Origin of the sequence: Pedobacter hiemivivus (assembly GCF_004331685.1) — a bacterium.
GTDB classification, from domain to species: domain Bacteria; phylum Bacteroidota; class Bacteroidia; order Sphingobacteriales; family Sphingobacteriaceae; genus Pedobacter; species Pedobacter hiemivivus.
On sequence record NZ_SJSM01000003.1, the window covers coordinates 152098 to 168185 of the forward strand.

Sequence of the window (16088 nt, forward strand, 5' to 3'; positions counted from 1 at the left end):
GTACTAAAATCTCAATATCATGAGTACAGGAAATATGAATTTAACGCTGAAAATCTGGCGTCAAAAAAATACAAAAGCCAAAGGTGGTTTGGTGGATTATAAACTATCAGAGATTTCTCCTGATATGTCTTTCTTAGAAATGTTTGATGTATTAAACGAACAGTTAATTTCTAAGGGTGACGAGCCTGTTGTGTTTGATCACGATTGTAGAGAGGGGATCTGTGGTGCCTGCTCTATGTATATCGATGGCAGACCGCACGGACCAAAAGACGGAATTACTACTTGCCAGTTACACATGCGTTCATTTAAAGATGGAGATACCATCGTTGTTGAGCCATGGAGAGCAAAGGCTTTTCCGGTAATAAAAGATTTAACTGTAGATAGATCTGCATTTGACAGAGTTATTGCTGCAGGTGGCTTTATTTCGGTAAATACAGGGAATGCACAAGATGCTAACAACCTTCCAATTCCTAAAGTACAAGCGGATTCAGCTTTCGAAGCTGCAGCTTGTATTGGATGTGGTGCTTGTGTGGCTACTTGTAAAAATGCTTCGGCTATGCTTTTCGTATCTGCAAAGATTTCTCAGTTGGCACAATTACCTCAGGGACAGCCGGAACGTTACCGTAGGGTACAAAGTATGGTTGCGCAGATGGATGCGGAAGGATTTGGTAATTGTACCAATACAGGAGCTTGTGAGGCAGAATGCCCTAAAGGCATCTCTTTAGAGAACATTGCACGCATGAATAGAGATTTTTATTCTGCAAAATTTGTATCTGAGGAAGATATTTAATAGTTTTATACCACGAGACAAGGTACTACACGGAGAACCCCGACCAATTTGGTTGGGGTTCTTTGCTTATATAGGTTTTGTAGTTATTTCTTTATAGATTAGATAATTAAATGCTTATTTAAATAACGCTATGTATTACAAATCACAATTAAAGAAATCCCGCCTTTTGAAGTACGGTATGGTTGTTCCGCTATTTGCCATTGCATTAACGATGTCATCGGCAACGATTATCAAGGATAAAAATAACCAGGTATCCACACATAAGATGGTTGATGATTGGGAGGAGTTTTACAAATATGCTAAGCGTGCGGTTAGATATCCTGATGCTGCACAAAAAGCCTTGCTACAGGGAACCAGCATGATCAAATTTAAAGTTGCTAATGGAGTAGTCGAAGAAGTGGGCGTTGTAGCTGAACTGGGTGGAGGCTGCGACGCTGCGGCAATGAAATGTATCTCCTCGTATAAAGGTTACAAGGATATTAAAGATGGAGATTATACTTTAAAGTTCGCGTTTGTACTTACTGAAACCAATACACCTAAATTAAACGAAACGATTGAACCACTAAAAGGGTATAAATCTCTGGACGAAGTTACTGTAAAAGGTTATGGTGGACTTCCTAAGGGCGTAATTGATGGTTCACTAAATGGGGATACAAGAATATACGATTTTGTAAAATTGGAGCGGAAGCCAGCTTTCGATGGCGGTAACCCAGCGTTTAAAAATTATCTGAAAGAGAATTTAAAGTATCCTAAAAAGGCTGAAAGGAACAATGTTAGTGGTGGCGTTTTTCTTTCTTTTATTGTTGAAGTAGATGGCAGCATAACCAATGTTAAGGTGGAAAGGCCGCTAGGTTCGGGCACGGATGAAGAAGCCGTTAGGTTATTAAAAGCATCCCCGAAATGGATTCCGGGGATGCAGAAGGAAAAGCTTATACGCGTAAAATATAATATGGTTATAGCTTTTGGACAATTCCCTCAGACCTTTAGAGACTAGCAATGTGCTTGATATAAAAAAGAAACCCGACTCTATTGGTCGGGTTTCTTTTTTATCTAGATTTTGTAATTACTTCTGTTTTACTTCAGATGCTTTTTCGGTATTGTTTGCTGCTTTGGTGGTAATTACGATTACTCCATTGGCGCCCTTTGCTCCATATATCGCAGTCGCTTTGGCGTCTTTGTATACATTGATTGAATAGATGTCTTCAGGTTTTATGGTATTGATATCTGCGTTTTCCATGATCTTTCCGTCTATCACATATAGTGGTGGATTTGCAGTTTTAGTGCCGTATCCGGTCACCGTAATATTATTGCTGCTAAAGCTCGGACCATTGCTATTATTATTGTTGATTTGCCCCTGACTCTTGCCTGATTGATTACCTTCTTTGTTTAAACTAAAAGTAATGGGGATATTGTATTTTACACGTACTGGTCTGCTATTCTGCGTGCCTGGAATCCATTTTGGCGATTCCTCTAATACCCTTACCGCTTCTTCATCTGTACCAGATCCAAGAGTTCTTTCAACTTTAATATTGGTTAGGTCTCCATCTATTTCAACTACAAAAGAGAGGAATACTTTACCTTGAACATTGTTTTTAACTGCTTCGGCAGGGTATTTTATCTCTTTTTTTAGATAGGCATAGAATTGCTCAAATCCTCCTGCAAAAGTAGGCTGTTTGTCAATTGACACAAAGTCATAGATCTTATTGTCATCAATGATATTGCCATCGGCAGCTTCTTTATATAGAGTTGCATAGCCCGTTATGATGATGTCATTTAGTGCTTTATATCCTTTTACCGCCGCTACAGTCTCATTTTTTAAAGGAGTGTTGGCGCCGTCAAATACAAACTTAACCTTTAGCGTATAATCGCCGTCTTTAATGTCTTTGTATCTGGGATAGCTCACAATTACTCTCATCGCCTCTGCATCACATCCATCACCTAATCTGGCGACAATTGCTGCATTCTCTACTAAACCATCAGCAACTTTAAATTTAATCATGGTATTTCCCTGTAACTGGGCCTTGTGAGCGGCTGCAGGATATCTAATGGCTCGTTTAGCATACTTGTAAAAGTCCTCCCAGCCCTCCTCAATAATTCCTGTTGTTTGTCCAACGCTGGCTTTTTTTACTAGTTGAGGTGCTGCGGTTTTGTTGATAGACTCTTGTACGACCTCTTTAATTGCTTCTAAAGGCGTGTTTAGAGGGATCTCATCAGCTATTTTCTTAATGTTTTTATTGTTTCTAATGGTGGCCGATGACATGGTTAATGCAATGGCAAATAGCGGAACAAACATGCCGTATTTTAAGATGGCTGCTTTCCTCGATCTTGGTTTGTGTAACATATAAATTCTTTTTTTGATAAGTGATTTATTAAAAAAACTATTCGTTAATGCGTTTTGAGGAACACCAAAAGCCTTGCTCAATAACAATAGGGCATATTCTGCTTTATCGCCTTGAAACTTTGCGGCCTCTTCATCTGCTAGATATTCATGGAGGTGTTTTATTGCTTTTTTGTAGGCATAGATCACCGGGTTGAACCAAGTAAAGATGGCTAGGACTTCAAAAAGAATGATATCCAGACTGTGGTATTGGCGTATGTGTATCTCCTCGTGTTTTTGGATGGTTGATAGCTGAGGCAGATTTTTATCGATTCTTTTGTGTTTAAAGAATGAAAAAGCAGTGCCCTTGTCCGTCCTTTTTAATAGCTTACTGATAGCAAAGAGCTGCCAAATGAATTTTCCTAGAAAAAATAGGATTCCAATGAGGTAAATAGAGACTGCCAGATTGCCCATGCTAAATCTATCCGGAGCGGCATTCCCGATCATTACATCGGTCATCAGGTCATTTAATTCCCCAATACCAGCAGAAAAGGGTTGTGTTGCCGGCTGTTCAGTAAACCACTCGAACCTTAAAAAGGGGATAGTTAAGGAGAGTAGGCCTGCTGAAAGCAAGTAAATTCGGTTAAGTGTGAAATAAGTTTCTTTGTCTAACAATAACTTATAAAAGCCATAAAATACCAGCAGGTAAATATTGACTTGCAGTATGTAATGTGCCCAGCTCATCTTGGTCTGTTTTTAATTTTGTTAATCATTTTTAGGATTTCATCTACATCGCTCAAATCCAGTTTTTCTTCTTTAACAAAGAAGGAGAACATGCTCTCTACAGAGTTTTCGAAGTAGCCATCTAAAAGCTTTTCTGTAGCGTGTCGTTTATAATCTTCCTTGCTGATCAGGGGGTAGTACTGATGCGATTTTCCGAAAGCCTCATGCGCAACAAAACCTTTGGTTTCGAGAATGCGGATAATAGTTGATACGGTGTTGTAGGCGGGTTTTGGTTCTGGTAAAAAGTCCATTACTTCTTTAACAAAGCCCTTTTCGATTTGCCAGATGATTTGCATGATCTGCTCTTCTGCCTTGGTTAGATCTTTTATTTCCATATTATATTCGGTTTGTAGTTCTGTTCTTATAGGTTATTCCGTTTTATGCGCAGTTTTCGGTATAACTAAAGATTTAGTATAAAGCTATAACTAATATTTTAGTTTTCAAAATATTATTATAAATAATTTCACAACAACCTGAATGCAAAAAAGATGGCGGTATCCACCGCCATCTTTTATTATTAACTAAAATTTATATGCTATTTACCTGGAGCATTAAATGCACGTAGGTAGTATGTAGCCTCGGCTAAAGCGCTGCTGTTATTTGGAAAATGGGCTTACTACTTTGGTCAATGTAGTTTTCATAGCAGGAGCTTTTACAGCTAAATCCTCATTTTGACGATCAGAACCAGCAGTTATGAATGTCAATAATATCACTATAAATACTGGAACCAGTAGTAATAAGAATGGCGAAGTATTTGCTAACTTTTTCATAAGTCCTTTATTTGTTTTGCTTTGATGAAACAAATAGAATAAATAAAAATAGGCTGCTAAAATCTTTTAGACCAAGTGTATTTTATACTAGATAAACGGTTGAATTGGAGTGTTATCCCATCAATCAAGTCATTTATGCCAGTTGGTAGAAGAAAAATGCCCGTTGGTCGAATGCCTCCGTCTTAAAATAATTAGATTTGTGTAATTTGATAGTTCAGATATTTAATTATTACCCTATATAAATGAAAAACAAAGGCCCTCTAGCTGTACACCTATTTTTTTGGCTGCTTATATTGTCAGTATTGCTTTGGGACACTTTTAATGGCGATCAAAGACCATCTTCCTATGAAGTAATGGTGAAGTTTGGCTACTTCGCCATCATCAACCTCTCGATCTTTTACATCAATTATACTTTGCTGATTCCCATATTGGTGGAGCAGAAAAAGAAATACGGACTATATATGTTCGCCATCTTTATGCTTATCGCCATTATGGTGATTATAAAGACGGTGGTCGCAAGCTTAAATAGCGATCTGTTTTTAACTTATTTTAGTCAGGAATCCGGTAAAATAGAATACTTCGAGATTACTAAATATATTGTGTTTGCCATTTTTGTATCTGGCTTTTTTGTCGTGGTAAGTGCGCTGTTAAAGTTTGCTATAGATTGGTTTGGCAGCGAACGTGTTCAGCGCAACCTACTAAGCGAAAAAAGAGATATGGAGCTACAGTTTTTAAAATCGCAGCTTAACCCGCATTTTCTGTTCAATTCCTTAAATAATATTTATTCCCTGGCCTATCAAAAATCTGATAAAACGGCTGATGCCATTTTAAAGCTATCAGAAATTATGCGCTATATGATTTACGAAAGTAACGATAGCTGGGTGTCATTAAGTAAAGAGATTACCTATGTGCAAAGTTATATAGAGTTGCAGAAATTGAGGTTTAAGGATGGAGCTGCGGTTGAGTTGACTCTACATGGTGAGATTGATGATCAGCATGTGGTACCATTGATTTTGATCTCTTTTGTAGAAAATGCGTTTAAACATGGAGTAGCTAACGATCCCAAAGATCCAATCAGGATCAATATCATTGCCAATCAAAAGATATTGCACTTTAGTGTGACGAATAAGAAGAACACCTACAACAAAGATATAATGGGTGGTGTTGGATTAAACAACGTGGAACGCAGGCTGCAACTACTTTATCCTGATAGGTATAAATTAAATATTGTAAATTCGGCAACTCATTATACTACCGAACTAATGCTTGATATATGATAAAGTTAAAATGTATAGCTGTTGATGATGAACCGCTGGCGCTTGATATTATAGAGGATTACGTTTCTAAAGTACCTTTTCTGGAATTGGTTAAACGTACAGAAAATGCCATCGAAGCACTGCAAATGGTGCAGGCGGGTGGGGTGGATATTGTGTTTCTGGATATTCAGATGCCTGAATTGACGGGAATACAGTTTTTAAAGATTGCCAGTGGAAAGGCCAATTACATTTTAACGACGGCATATTCTCAGTACGCCTTAGAAAGTTACGACCTTAATGTGTCTGATTATCTATTAAAACCTATTGCATTTGATCGCTTTTATAAAGCTGTAGAGAAGGTGCATAATCAGGTAAAGGTGACTAGTCCGCCTGACGCTCCTATACAGCCATTAATGGCCATTGTTCCTGCGCCGCATCCGGTTAATCCTATTCAAGACTTTATCTTTGTGAAGACAGAGCATAAAATCCAGAAGATTGAATTGGATGATATACTTTACATTGAGGGCTTGAAGGATTACATTTCCATATTTACAAAAACAGAGCGTGTAATCACGTTGCAGAATATGAAAAAGATGGAAGAGACCTTACCGAAAGGGAAATTCATCAGGGTTCATAAATCGTACATCATTGCTTTGGACAAGATTGATAGTATTGAACGTAGCAGGATCTCTATTTGCGGCAAAATTATTCCAATAGGGGATACCTATAGGGATGAATTTTTTAAGCATATAGACAATAAAAATATCTAAATCGGATTAGATATTACCTGGTTTAGCTTGATTCGGATTGCATGCTCGGCTTCAAGCACAATATCTTCAGGGTTCTTATTGCCGGGCTCTATAGGAGTTAATACGGTCCACCTTAATTTCTCCCCAAAGCTTAAAGGATAGAAGCCATACTGCACTAATTTCCATGAGTTTTCAATGGCTACAGGCACAATTAAAGCATTGGGGACTTTTTTTAAAAGTGTTGCAATGCCGCCAACCTGAAAAGCTTTCATTTGGCCGTCTTTGGCACGGGTGCCCTCGGGAAAGATCATGGCCGACCAGTTGTTTTCCTTCATCCTTCGGCCTAGTTTGATCAGTTCAGAGACAGCCTGCTTGCTATCTTTACGGTTTATATTTGCACCCCCTCCATATTTCAGATTGTAAGAAATAGAAGGAATCCCTTTTGTCAGCTCAATTTTGGAAATGAATTTTACATGGTGTTTTCTTAAGAACCAGATGAGGCCCGGAATATCATACATGCTTTGGTGATTGGCCACAAAAATGATCGGTCTATCAGTAGGCAGGTTTTGTTGATTTATGAAGGTGATGGAGCAGCCCATCAGCAGATCAGTGTAGGTTAAGAAGAAATTAAGGGCATCAACAGATGCTTTATGTGCTTTATAGCCAAAAAACTTGTAGCACACCCATTGAATGGGATGGAAGATGACCAATGCTAAGCCAAAGGAGATATAAAATAGTAGACTGAAGATATAGCCTAGAAATTTGTTCATAGTTTATTTAATGTGATAAAAAATTATAGATGGCCTTCGAGGATCAATATTTTGGTCTTTAAAATCGCAGCAACGCTCATGCTGTCGGTAATTTCGCCATTCACTACCATCTGGTAGGCCTCTTCAAACGGGAGTTTACGCAATACCAGTTCTTCCGTTTCTTCTGGTGAAGATTCACCTTGAGTTAAGTCTCTGGCCATATAAATGATAGCTAGTTCGTTGCTTACGGAATTAGATAAATGCATCCGTTGTAGCTCTATCCACTCATTTGCCAAAAGACCTGTTTCTTCCTGTAATTCACGTTGTGCACTTTCTAATGGATCAGATTCAAGTGGGCCGCCACCTTCGGGGATCTCCCAACTATATGCTTTTAAAGGGAATCGGTATTGCCCAACCAACCAGGTGTTGTGATCTTGGTCCAATACCATAATGCCAATGGCATAATTTTTAAAATGCACTTCGCCATATATACCTTTACCCCCTGAAGGGTTGATCACATTGTGTTCTGTTAGCCCAATCCAGTTGTTTTCGTAGATTTTATGGCTATCAATTGTTATCCAGGGATTATGCTCTTCCATGTTCGCAATATACGAATTTCTGATTTTAGCTAGGCTATTTGGCTTTAGGTGGAGTTGGAACTTTTTTAATTTTCGTAAAGCGGTAATTCAGGCTCATGGTTACATTACTCGTATTGCTGGTCGAATAACTTTGCAACTTGAAATTAACCCCTTCACTAAACAGGGTATTGTTGCGTTTGCCAAAAGGATCGCTAACAGTTATCCTTGCGCTAAGTCTGTTCTTTAGGAAAGTTTTTCTGGCGGCCATGCTGCTCGATACAGAAGCCTTAGTTCGGCCCTGTGCATTCGCATTGTTGGCATAATTAATATTGGCCTCACAAGCCGTTTTAAATGGGAGTTGCATAGATAGCCCCAGGGCGCTCCTGATGCTCAAACCATCTCTATTCAGCGCACTATTCAGGGAAGAGGAGTATTTGCTCTGTGTAAGCGTAAAATTAGCGTTAGCGGTTAATTTTTTACTTGGTCTGTAGTTTCCGATCAATATCAATCCAAAAATATCATTAGAGCCTACGTTGAAATAAGTGGTTTCGGAAGTAGCCACGCCGTTTACTACATTTACTGTGCGGTAACGTTCTATTACGCCGCTGCTGGTAGAGTAAGATAGTCGGGGGGTGAAAGACCACTTTTCGCCAAATGCACCAAAGCTAATGTCCATTTGCTGGGTATAAGCTGGAACCAATCCAGGGTTACCAAACGAAACGTTAAGTGTATCGTTGTTATTGATCTGTGGATTTAGTGTATTTTCCCTTGGCCTGTTTACCCGCACACTATAAGTAGCCCCAATGTTATATCTTTTTTTGAAGAAATGATTGATGGAGATATTTGGGAACAAACTTAAGTAAGGCTTGATGTTGTAACTATCGCCGGTCGATAGGTCGAAGTCTACATCTGTCAGCTCGGCCCTAATACCCGCTTTAACACCAAAGCTTTTGCCTTTATAGTTATAGGACGTATATCCAGCAATGATCCTTTCATTGTAAAGGAACTGGTTACTTAGCTTTTCGGCAATGACATACTCCTGAGTAGCAAAGTTAAAATCCCGCACCAACATGTCGTTGTCGTTTTTCCGTTGAGTGTACATTAGTCCAGCTTCAAACTGATCACGCTTCTTAAAAATGGGCCTGTCGTAATCCAGGTTAAGCGTAAGCCCGTTATTGCCTACCTCGTCGGTATTCTCGCGTAGGGAAGGTTTAAGGGTAACCGGTAAGCTGTAATGCTGATCCAGTAATCTTAAGTTATCATTAGCGTTGTTGTTATAGGTTAGCCCAATGGTTAGCTTGTCGCCGTTTTCTTTTCCTTTTAAACTATAATCTGCATTAAAAACCAAACTATGACTGCCCCCATCGGCAGTACTCAATTGGTTACGGACACGTTTTAGGGCCAGTTCCTCACTTAAGAAATTGAAATCCGTACCCGACCTACTGGAGCTGTTATTGGTGTTAAAGTTGGTGCTTACGCGTAGATTTTGCTGAGCTGTAATGTCCCAATCCAGGCCCCCTCTAAAGTTTCCACCATTGCTATTGCTTCTGCTGTTGCCATAATTGTCGTAATAGAAAGTTGTGTCTTTAACCAGGTCAAAGTTTTCTCGGTAGGAATGGGATGTACTTCTACCAATATTGCTTCTATAAGCTGCACTACCCGTCAGTGAGTAATTTTTGCTGCGGTAAGAGGCATTGGCGTTTGTATTGGTATTCCCTTGCAAACCAGCAGTTATACCTGCATTGCCATTAAAACCAATTGCAAACCCTTTTTTCATCACAATGTTGATGATACCCTCCCCATCGCCAGAATATCTGGCCGGGGGATTTGTCATGACCTCTATCTTTTCTATCGCGTCAGAAGGCAATACGTTTAAAAGGTCGGAGATATTGGAAGTGATATAGTCCGAAGGTTTCCCATCAATAAAAATCCGGGTTGATCGCTTTCCAGCAATCGTTGCCTTCCCATCAATATCGACTTGTACCATAGGTACATTTTTAAGAATATCGGTAGCGGTACTTCCCTCAGCTAAAATAGATTTATCTACATTGTAAGTAATCATATCGGCGGCAAACTCAATAACAGGTTTTTCTGCCGTAATGGTTACCTCGCTTAAATTGTTCTGTTCACTGCTTAATTTTAGCGTGCCTAGATTGCGTTCCGCATTTTTTTCGGTAAGGATTACCTCATTAACTGTTAACGCGGTAAAACCGACATAGCTGATTTTCACCCTATAGGTTGTATACTTTAAGGCATTAAACTTAAAGACGCCATTTTCATCTGTAGATGTGGTTGCAAATGGACGTTCAGCATCAGCTTCATAAACTGCAACTACAGCCGAGGGGATGGGGAGTGCCCCAACCTCTTCAACCACCTTACCGGTAATTATGCCTTTGTCGGCTGCGGCATACAAATCAGTAGTGCCGACAAACAACAGTAACAGGCAAAAAACGAGGGTTAATAGTTTTTTCAATATTTGGTTATGCTTGTGGTGTATGCCTAGAAAGATTCTTCGTCAGAACGTTTTTCCCCCTGATCAGATTTTTTGCTCTTTTTCATAAAGGTTGTCTTTCCGAAACGATAAGAGAAAGTCAGGTTTCCTACAGGGCCATATCTTCTTCTTTGAAATTCTGTTTTGGTATTGCTGTCTTCAAATTCCATATTCCATTTACGGGTATTAAAGACATCTCGTACATTAAAACTCAGCGACGCTTTTTTATTAGGGAAATCATATTTTGCTCCCGCGTCGGCTACCCAGTTGGCATTTCTTTTTCCCTGAGCCATTATTTCATCCGATTCGTATTCACCCTTAACCTGAAGTGTAATGCTGTATGGGAGGACAAAATTATTTGTTACATTGGCATTCCAGTTAAACCCTGAGTTACCTTTGATGTCGTAAGCTGGAACAGCAGCGATATCACTGTGGTATACATTCACATTTGTAGTGAAATTCCAGGCTTTCAGAACATCGACTTTACTTATAAATTCAAATCCACTCGATAGTTGTCTTGTTAAATTCTGAGGAGTCGTGATAATAATTCCTTCTGAATTCGGAGTGGATCTTACCCTTTGAATCAGGTCATTCGTACGACGCATGTATGCAGTTGAAATTAAGGTTACTTTAGGCCAGAACTTGCTATAACTTAGTTCAAAGGAATGCACGTCTTCAGGAAGCAAATTCGGATTACCGCGGCGCCAGTTCAATGGGTTCGAGTAGTCTGTAAATGGGTTGGTATCCCAAGGTCTGGGTCTGTTCACCCTTCTGGAGTAACTTCCCTGCAATTGCTGTTCTCCTTCAAACTTCTGAGTTAAGTAGATGCTCGGATACAAACGCAGATAGTCAATTTTACCAGGCGTATAGGTAACATTCCCGGCGTTGTCATATCCGCCCGAGTTGGTGTTCAATAGCGCATCTTCTCCTCTGAATCCGATCTGGTAGCCGAAATTTTTATACTGGTTCTGATAGTTTAAATATAAGGCATGAACCTGATCCTTACTGTCAAATAAATTAGACAGCGCATGGTCTGGGTCATATACACCTGTACTGCTATTAAACTTCAAAGCCTGTGTATTGTTATCAGAGTAGCGAATCTGACTGCGGTATCCGGTTTCAATTTTACCTAATTTGCCCAGTGGAAGGGTATAGTCTGCCTGGATATTATAATTGCTATTGTCACCAATGTTTATATTTCTCAATAATTCCACCTGTTCAGAAACGGGTATTCCTCCACGATTGTAAACAGAAGTATTGAAATCCTGAAATCTGTCATTGTCTCCGGTAGAATAACCAAAGTTGAAGGTTAATTCTTCTCCCTGTGTTTTAAATTTATGGCTATAATCGAAGTTCAGGTCGTAGCTATTTCCGGAACCAGAGTTACTGTTGTCTCTGGTACTGAATTCAAGCGGATTTCTTTGAGACCCATACTTGTAAATCATGGTCAGATCACCTTCTTTCTGATTTCTCCTGTTGAAGCCTCCTGATAAGCTTAAAATGTCTTTTGCGGTAAGGTAATAATCAATACCCGCTTTAGCATTGTGACTTTTGTCTAGTCCCGTAGACTCCGTGGTCTGATTAGCGAAGGCTAGATCAGTCAGGGGGTCTGGTTTTTTATAAGTAATGTTGTTAAATCCACCCCCTGGTCGGTTACCATAGCGGTAGCCATAATTTCCATAGAGATTAATTTTATTGTTTTGGAAGCTTAGGCTAGTGTTTCCATTGTAATTGTCCCTGTTGCCTGCTGTTAAGCCTATATTGCCGTTTAAGCCCAGTTTTTTATTTCTTTTTAATACAATGTTGATGATCCCCGATTGTCCTTCCGCATCGTACTTTGCCGAAGGGTTAGTGATCACTTCCACGCTTTCAATTGAGCTTGCCGGTATAGATTGCAGGATCTGCGCAATGTCGCCACCCGCAATTAATGAGGGTTTACCGTCTATCAGAACTTTCACACCTGTAGAGCCTCTTAAGCTTACATTTCCGTCTACATCTGTCTGTATGGAGGGTACGTTCTGTAAAAGATCGGAGGCCGATCCACCTTCGCTAACCAAACTTTGATCTACTGAGAATACTTTTTTATCAATACCTAGTTGCATTGTGCTTTTCTGAGCAGTAATGGCAACTTCTTTTAAGGCAGTTCCTTTGGCCGGCTTCATTTTTACCGTACCTAGGTTAACCGTGTTTTGGGCATCCGAGACAGAAACAGAATCTCTAACCATGGTTTGATAGCCAACATAGCTTACTTTAAAGGTAAATACGCCTTTAGGTAGGCCGTTGATCAGTAAATTTCCATTAACATCGGCTTGAATACCTTTTACTACAGCTTTGGTTTTGCGGTCGAGGATTATTGCGGTAGCAAATGGGATGGTTTCATTACTTTGTGCATCAACAACCTTTGCAGTAATTTTCCCGTCACCGGTTGTTTGTGCATTAATTTTTACAGAGAGCGTACAAATGGCAAGTGTTAAAAGTAGAACTTTGTAGAAGTAAGTAATCATTAAGGGGTTTAGTTTTTGTGTGTGTCTAAATATGGACAAAAAAATGACTCCGAGGTTTAAAAAACGTGGCGTAACTATTTTATTACAGGTATATGGTCAATTATAACGATATTTTTAACACTGAGGGGTTAAGCTATTTAGCTTACAGGAATTTAATTGATGAGCTTTTGGTAGCTAAAAAAACTACCGGAACAGATCATTCTGAGGCGATGTTGCATTATACTAAGATGAATGTGCAGAGAATGAGTAGAGTAGATAAGACTGTTCAACTTGATCCAGATTTGTACAGTGCTTTAAACAAGGTAAAAGGTCATTATCGTTTTTTGGTGATTTCAGAAGGATGGTGTGGTGATGCCGCTCAAATTGTACCAATCTTTGATAAGATTGTAACTACTTTTCCGACTAAGTTCGACTTGAGGTTTGTGCTTAGGGATACCAATCTCCCTTTAATTGATGCACACCTTACCAATGGGGGTAGAGCAATTCCTGTATTGTTGGTGTTGAATAATAGTGGAGATGTTGTGGCTAAATGGGGCCCGAGACCTCAAATATTAAAGGATCTTTTGGACGGATGGAAAAGCCAGGAAAGTGATATGATGGCACTGGCCGAAAAACTTCATGGTTGGTATGCTAAAGATAAGACTAGAACAACCCAGGAAGAGCTGGCAGTATTGTTTACTAATCTACCGTAACGGTTAGACCTTCTTGTTGTAAAATTTTACGGTACACTTCCATTTCAGTAAAGGAGCCTTCCAATACGGCACATTTTCCTTTATTGTGTACTTCCCATGCAATTTTCTCCGCTTGGGTTTCAGAGTAGTCCAGATATTTCATCATGCAATAAATGACATGATCAAAAGTATTCACATCATCATTCCAAAGTATTAAACGATGAACAGTTTTGAGCGAAGTAAGTATTTCTTCTAGTGTAAATGTTTCCTCTTTTGTTTCTGTTGACATGCTGCAAATTTAAGCTAATTTCAAAATAATGTTGTAGTTAAAGTAAATTTTGCTTAAAATTATTCTTAAAGCCAAGGGATATGCAGCGTTCAAAGATTGCCGGAATAGGATATTATGTTCCTAAAAATGTTTATACCAATACTGATTTATCGCGTTTCATGGAAACCAGTGATGAATGGATACAAGAACGGACCGGAATTAAAGAACGTCGCTTTGCCGATCGACTGGAAGAAACAACCACAACTATGGGGGTTGAAGCTGCCAAAATTGCTATCGAACGGGCTGGTATTACTGCGCAAGATGTTGATTTTATCATTTTTGCGACGCTTAGTCCTGACTATTATTTCCCAGGATGTGGTGTTTTGCTCCAACGCGAAATGAAAATGAAGGAGGTTGGAGCACTAGATATTCGCAATCAATGCTCTGGATTTGTGTACGCTTTATCTGTTGCCGATCAGTTCATTAAAACGGGTATGTATAAGAATATATTGGTGGTGGGGAGTGAGAAACATTCGTTTGCAATGGACTTTGAAACTCGTAGCCGCAACGTGTCTGTAATATTTGGTGATGGTGCGGGTGCTGTAGTATTACAGCCAACGCAAAAGGAAGGTCAGGGGATTTTGAGCACACACTTGCATAGCGATGGGGCAGATGCAGAATTACTGGCGATGTTTTATCCTGGAGCAAGCGCAAATAAATGGTTAAAAGATAAACCCGGATACCCTGATCAGGAGCTAGGCGGGTTATTTATGACGACCGAGCAGCTGGAAGGTGGCGCGGCATTGCCTTTTATGGATGGTCCTGCGGTATTTAAAAAGGCAGTCGTAAAGTTTCCTGAAGTGATTAATGAGGCGCTAAAGGCTAATGATTTAACTGCTGGGGATATTGATTTGCTAGTGCCACATCAGGCCAATTTACGAATCAGCCAGTACGTGCAACAATTGTTGGGGCTACCAGACGATAAGGTGTTTAACAACATACAGAAATATGGCAATACCACTGCCGCCTCGGTGCCCATAGCGCTTTGTGAGGCCTGGGAATCGGGTAAAATTAAAGATGGCGACCTGATATGCCTGGCCGCCTTTGGCTCTGGATTTACCTGGGCCAGTGCTTTAATTAAGTGGTAAAGTAAGGCTGCATCATTAATCCGGTCGTCATCCTGAATTTATTTCAGAATCTCGCGCCTGCAAAGCCGCCTTTCTCTTTCGAGGTCCTGAAATAAATTCAGGATGACGAAACGCATAAAGAATAGCATAAATTGAATGCTGAATTATTTAGCTGATCGTGTCATTTGCTCAAAAGCATCCCACATTTCGTTAGGAATAGCCTCCAAGCCATTAAACTGACCCGCTCCTTGCAACCATTCACCACCGTCAATGGTGATCACTTCGCCGTTGATATAGCCTGAGAAATCGCTAACAAGGAACGCTGCCAGATTGGCTAGTTCCTGATGATCGCCTACGCGTTTCAATGGTACTCGGTTTTTAAAGTCGAATTTTTCAGCAAGATCGCCTGGCAACAATCGCTCCCAAGCTCCTTTCGTAGGAAATGGACCTGGTGCAATGGCATTGGTCCGGATACCATATTTTCCCCATTCAACCGCTAAAGAGCGGGTCATGGCCAGTACACCACCTTTTGCACAAGCCGAAGGCACCACATAAGCTGATCCGGTAAAAGCATAAGTGGTTACTATATTTAAAATACTAGCTGATTGTTTTTCCTTGATCCAGTGTTTACCAAAAGCCAGCGTACAGTTTACAGAACCTTTTAATACGATGTCGATGATGCTGGAAAAGGCATTGGCCGATAAACGTTCAGTAGGAGAGATAAAGTTCCCCGCAGCATTGTTTAGTAAGCTGTCAACCTTGCCAAAAGCTTTAATGCTTTCCGCAAGTACATGCTCTACCTGTTCATATTCCCTTACGTCGCAGGCTAAGGCAAGAACCTTTCCGCCTGTTTCCTGCTCCATCTCCTGTGCTGTTTTTTGCAATACATCGAGTTTGCGGCTGGTAATAACCAGGTTGGCGCCTAGTTTAAGAAAATAAGTGCCCATAGCCTTACCAAGGCCTGTACCACCACCTGTAATCACAATTGTTTTACCTTTTAGGGCATCATCTCTTAACATAGGTTCGTTAAACATG

Annotated in this window: 15 protein-coding genes; 6 read left to right on the forward strand and 9 right to left on the reverse strand. The window is 39.9% G+C overall.

The window, feature by feature from the left end; translation table 11 throughout:
* The first annotated feature begins 19 nt into the window (after positions 1 to 19).
* On the forward strand, positions 20 to 790 hold the full coding sequence (locus EZ444_RS06830; RefSeq protein ID WP_131607983.1) for a succinate dehydrogenase/fumarate reductase iron-sulfur subunit: 771 nt from the start codon (positions 20 to 22) through the stop codon (positions 788 to 790).
* Between the two features lie 130 nt (positions 791 to 920).
* Positions 921 to 1784, forward strand: a complete 864-nt coding sequence (locus tag EZ444_RS06835) for an energy transducer TonB (protein ID WP_131607984.1) — start codon at positions 921 to 923, stop codon at positions 1782 to 1784.
* A gap of 69 nt (positions 1785 to 1853) precedes the next feature.
* On the opposite strand, the gene EZ444_RS06840 is transcribed toward EZ444_RS06835, so the two are convergent.
* From EZ444_RS06840 to EZ444_RS27155, 3 genes are all read right to left on the reverse strand, one after another.
* Positions 1854 to 3851 carry a M56 family metallopeptidase gene (locus EZ444_RS06840; RefSeq protein WP_131607985.1) on the reverse strand — a complete coding sequence of 666 codons (1998 nt, stop codon included), beginning with the start codon at positions 3849 to 3851 and terminating at the stop codon, positions 1854 to 1856.
* On the reverse strand, positions 3848 to 4225 hold the full coding sequence (locus EZ444_RS06845) for a BlaI/MecI/CopY family transcriptional regulator (RefSeq protein ID WP_090781345.1): 378 nt from the start codon (positions 4223 to 4225) through the stop codon (positions 3848 to 3850). The genes EZ444_RS06840 and EZ444_RS06845 overlap by 4 nt, the downstream gene beginning before the upstream one ends.
* A gap of 261 nt (positions 4226 to 4486) precedes the next feature.
* On the reverse strand, positions 4487 to 4660 hold the full coding sequence (locus EZ444_RS27155; protein ID WP_165503545.1) for a hypothetical protein: 174 nt from the start codon (positions 4658 to 4660) through the stop codon (positions 4487 to 4489).
* Between the two features lie 242 nt (positions 4661 to 4902).
* On the opposite strand from EZ444_RS27155, the gene EZ444_RS06850 reads away from it, so the two are divergent.
* Both EZ444_RS06850 and EZ444_RS06855 read left to right on the forward strand, forming a co-directional pair.
* Complete coding sequence (locus EZ444_RS06850; protein WP_131607986.1) at positions 4903 to 5937, forward strand: sensor histidine kinase; 1035 nt, start codon at positions 4903 to 4905, stop codon at positions 5935 to 5937.
* A complete protein-coding gene (locus tag EZ444_RS06855) occupies positions 5934 to 6686 on the forward strand; it encodes a LytR/AlgR family response regulator transcription factor (RefSeq protein WP_131607987.1) in 753 nt (250 codons plus the stop codon). The genes EZ444_RS06850 and EZ444_RS06855 overlap by 4 nt, the downstream gene beginning before the upstream one ends.
* Here EZ444_RS06855 and EZ444_RS06860 read toward each other — a convergent pair.
* Genes EZ444_RS06860 through EZ444_RS06875 form a run of 4 tightly spaced genes read right to left on the reverse strand, consistent with a single transcriptional unit; the run spans position 6683 to position 12987 of the window.
* Positions 6683 to 7435: a lysophospholipid acyltransferase family protein gene (locus EZ444_RS06860; RefSeq protein ID WP_131607988.1), complete on the reverse strand. Its 753-nt coding sequence runs from the start codon at positions 7433 to 7435 to the stop codon at positions 6683 to 6685. The two genes, EZ444_RS06855 and EZ444_RS06860, sit on opposite strands and share 4 nt — an antisense overlap.
* A gap of 23 nt (positions 7436 to 7458) precedes the next feature.
* Positions 7459 to 8013, reverse strand: a complete 555-nt coding sequence (locus tag EZ444_RS06865) for an NUDIX domain-containing protein (protein WP_131607989.1) — start codon at positions 8011 to 8013, stop codon at positions 7459 to 7461.
* A gap of 34 nt (positions 8014 to 8047) precedes the next feature.
* On the reverse strand, positions 8048 to 10465 hold the full coding sequence (locus EZ444_RS06870; protein WP_225874657.1) for an outer membrane beta-barrel protein: 2418 nt from the start codon (positions 10463 to 10465) through the stop codon (positions 8048 to 8050).
* Between the two features lie 26 nt (positions 10466 to 10491).
* Positions 10492 to 12987, reverse strand: a complete 2496-nt coding sequence (locus EZ444_RS06875) for an outer membrane beta-barrel family protein (protein WP_131607990.1) — start codon at positions 12985 to 12987, stop codon at positions 10492 to 10494.
* 92 nt (positions 12988 to 13079) lie between these two features.
* On the opposite strand from EZ444_RS06875, the gene EZ444_RS06880 reads away from it, so the two are divergent.
* On the forward strand, positions 13080 to 13679 hold the full coding sequence (locus EZ444_RS06880; RefSeq protein ID WP_131607991.1) for a thioredoxin family protein: 600 nt from the start codon (positions 13080 to 13082) through the stop codon (positions 13677 to 13679).
* Here the strand turns inward: EZ444_RS06880 and EZ444_RS06885 are convergent.
* Positions 13666 to 13947, reverse strand: coding sequence for an ATP-dependent Clp protease adaptor ClpS (locus EZ444_RS06885; RefSeq protein WP_131607992.1), 282 nt, complete (start codon positions 13945 to 13947; stop codon positions 13666 to 13668). The genes EZ444_RS06880 and EZ444_RS06885 overlap by 14 nt on opposite strands.
* Positions 13948 to 14027: 80 nt before the next feature.
* On the opposite strand from EZ444_RS06885, the gene EZ444_RS06890 reads away from it, so the two are divergent.
* A complete protein-coding gene (locus EZ444_RS06890; RefSeq protein ID WP_131607993.1) occupies positions 14028 to 15074 on the forward strand; it encodes a 3-oxoacyl-ACP synthase III family protein in 1047 nt (348 codons plus the stop codon).
* 143 nt (positions 15075 to 15217) lie between these two features.
* On the opposite strand, the gene EZ444_RS06895 is transcribed toward EZ444_RS06890, so the two are convergent.
* A complete protein-coding gene (locus EZ444_RS06895; protein WP_131607994.1) occupies positions 15218 to 16087 on the reverse strand; it encodes an SDR family oxidoreductase in 870 nt (289 codons plus the stop codon).
* Between the last annotated feature and the right edge of the window lies 1 nt (position 16088).

What these genes read in the sequence shown, in the direction of transcription:
- EZ444_RS06830 (WP_131607983.1), top strand. Translation starts at nt 20, where the DNA reads ATGAGTACAGGAAATATGAATTTAACGCTGAAAATCTGGCGTCAAAAA.
- EZ444_RS06835 (WP_131607984.1), top strand. Translation starts at nt 921, where the DNA reads ATGTATTACAAATCACAATTAAAGAAATCCCGCCTTTTGAAGTACGGT.
- EZ444_RS06840 (WP_131607985.1), bottom strand. Translation starts at nt 3,851, where the DNA reads ATGAGCTGGGCACATTACATACTGCAAGTCAATATTTACCTGCTGGTA.
- EZ444_RS06845 (WP_090781345.1), bottom strand. Translation starts at nt 4,225, where the DNA reads ATGGAAATAAAAGATCTAACCAAGGCAGAAGAGCAGATCATGCAAATC.
- EZ444_RS27155 (WP_165503545.1), bottom strand. Translation starts at nt 4,660, where the DNA reads ATGAAAAAGTTAGCAAATACTTCGCCATTCTTATTACTACTGGTTCCA.
- EZ444_RS06850 (WP_131607986.1), top strand. Translation starts at nt 4,903, where the DNA reads ATGAAAAACAAAGGCCCTCTAGCTGTACACCTATTTTTTTGGCTGCTT.
- EZ444_RS06855 (WP_131607987.1), top strand. Translation starts at nt 5,934, where the DNA reads ATGATAAAGTTAAAATGTATAGCTGTTGATGATGAACCGCTGGCGCTT.
- EZ444_RS06860 (WP_131607988.1), bottom strand. Translation starts at nt 7,435, where the DNA reads ATGAACAAATTTCTAGGCTATATCTTCAGTCTACTATTTTATATCTCC.
- EZ444_RS06865 (WP_131607989.1), bottom strand. Translation starts at nt 8,013, where the DNA reads ATGGAAGAGCATAATCCCTGGATAACAATTGATAGCCATAAAATCTAC.
- EZ444_RS06875 (WP_131607990.1), bottom strand. Translation starts at nt 12,987, where the DNA reads ATGATTACTTACTTCTACAAAGTTCTACTTTTAACACTTGCCATTTGT.
- EZ444_RS06880 (WP_131607991.1), top strand. Translation starts at nt 13,080, where the DNA reads ATGGTCAATTATAACGATATTTTTAACACTGAGGGGTTAAGCTATTTA.
- EZ444_RS06885 (WP_131607992.1), bottom strand. Translation starts at nt 13,947, where the DNA reads ATGTCAACAGAAACAAAAGAGGAAACATTTACACTAGAAGAAATACTT.
- EZ444_RS06890 (WP_131607993.1), top strand. Translation starts at nt 14,028, where the DNA reads ATGCAGCGTTCAAAGATTGCCGGAATAGGATATTATGTTCCTAAAAAT.
- EZ444_RS06895 (WP_131607994.1), bottom strand. Translation starts at nt 16,087, where the DNA reads ATGTTTAACGAACCTATGTTAAGAGATGATGCCCTAAAAGGTAAAACA.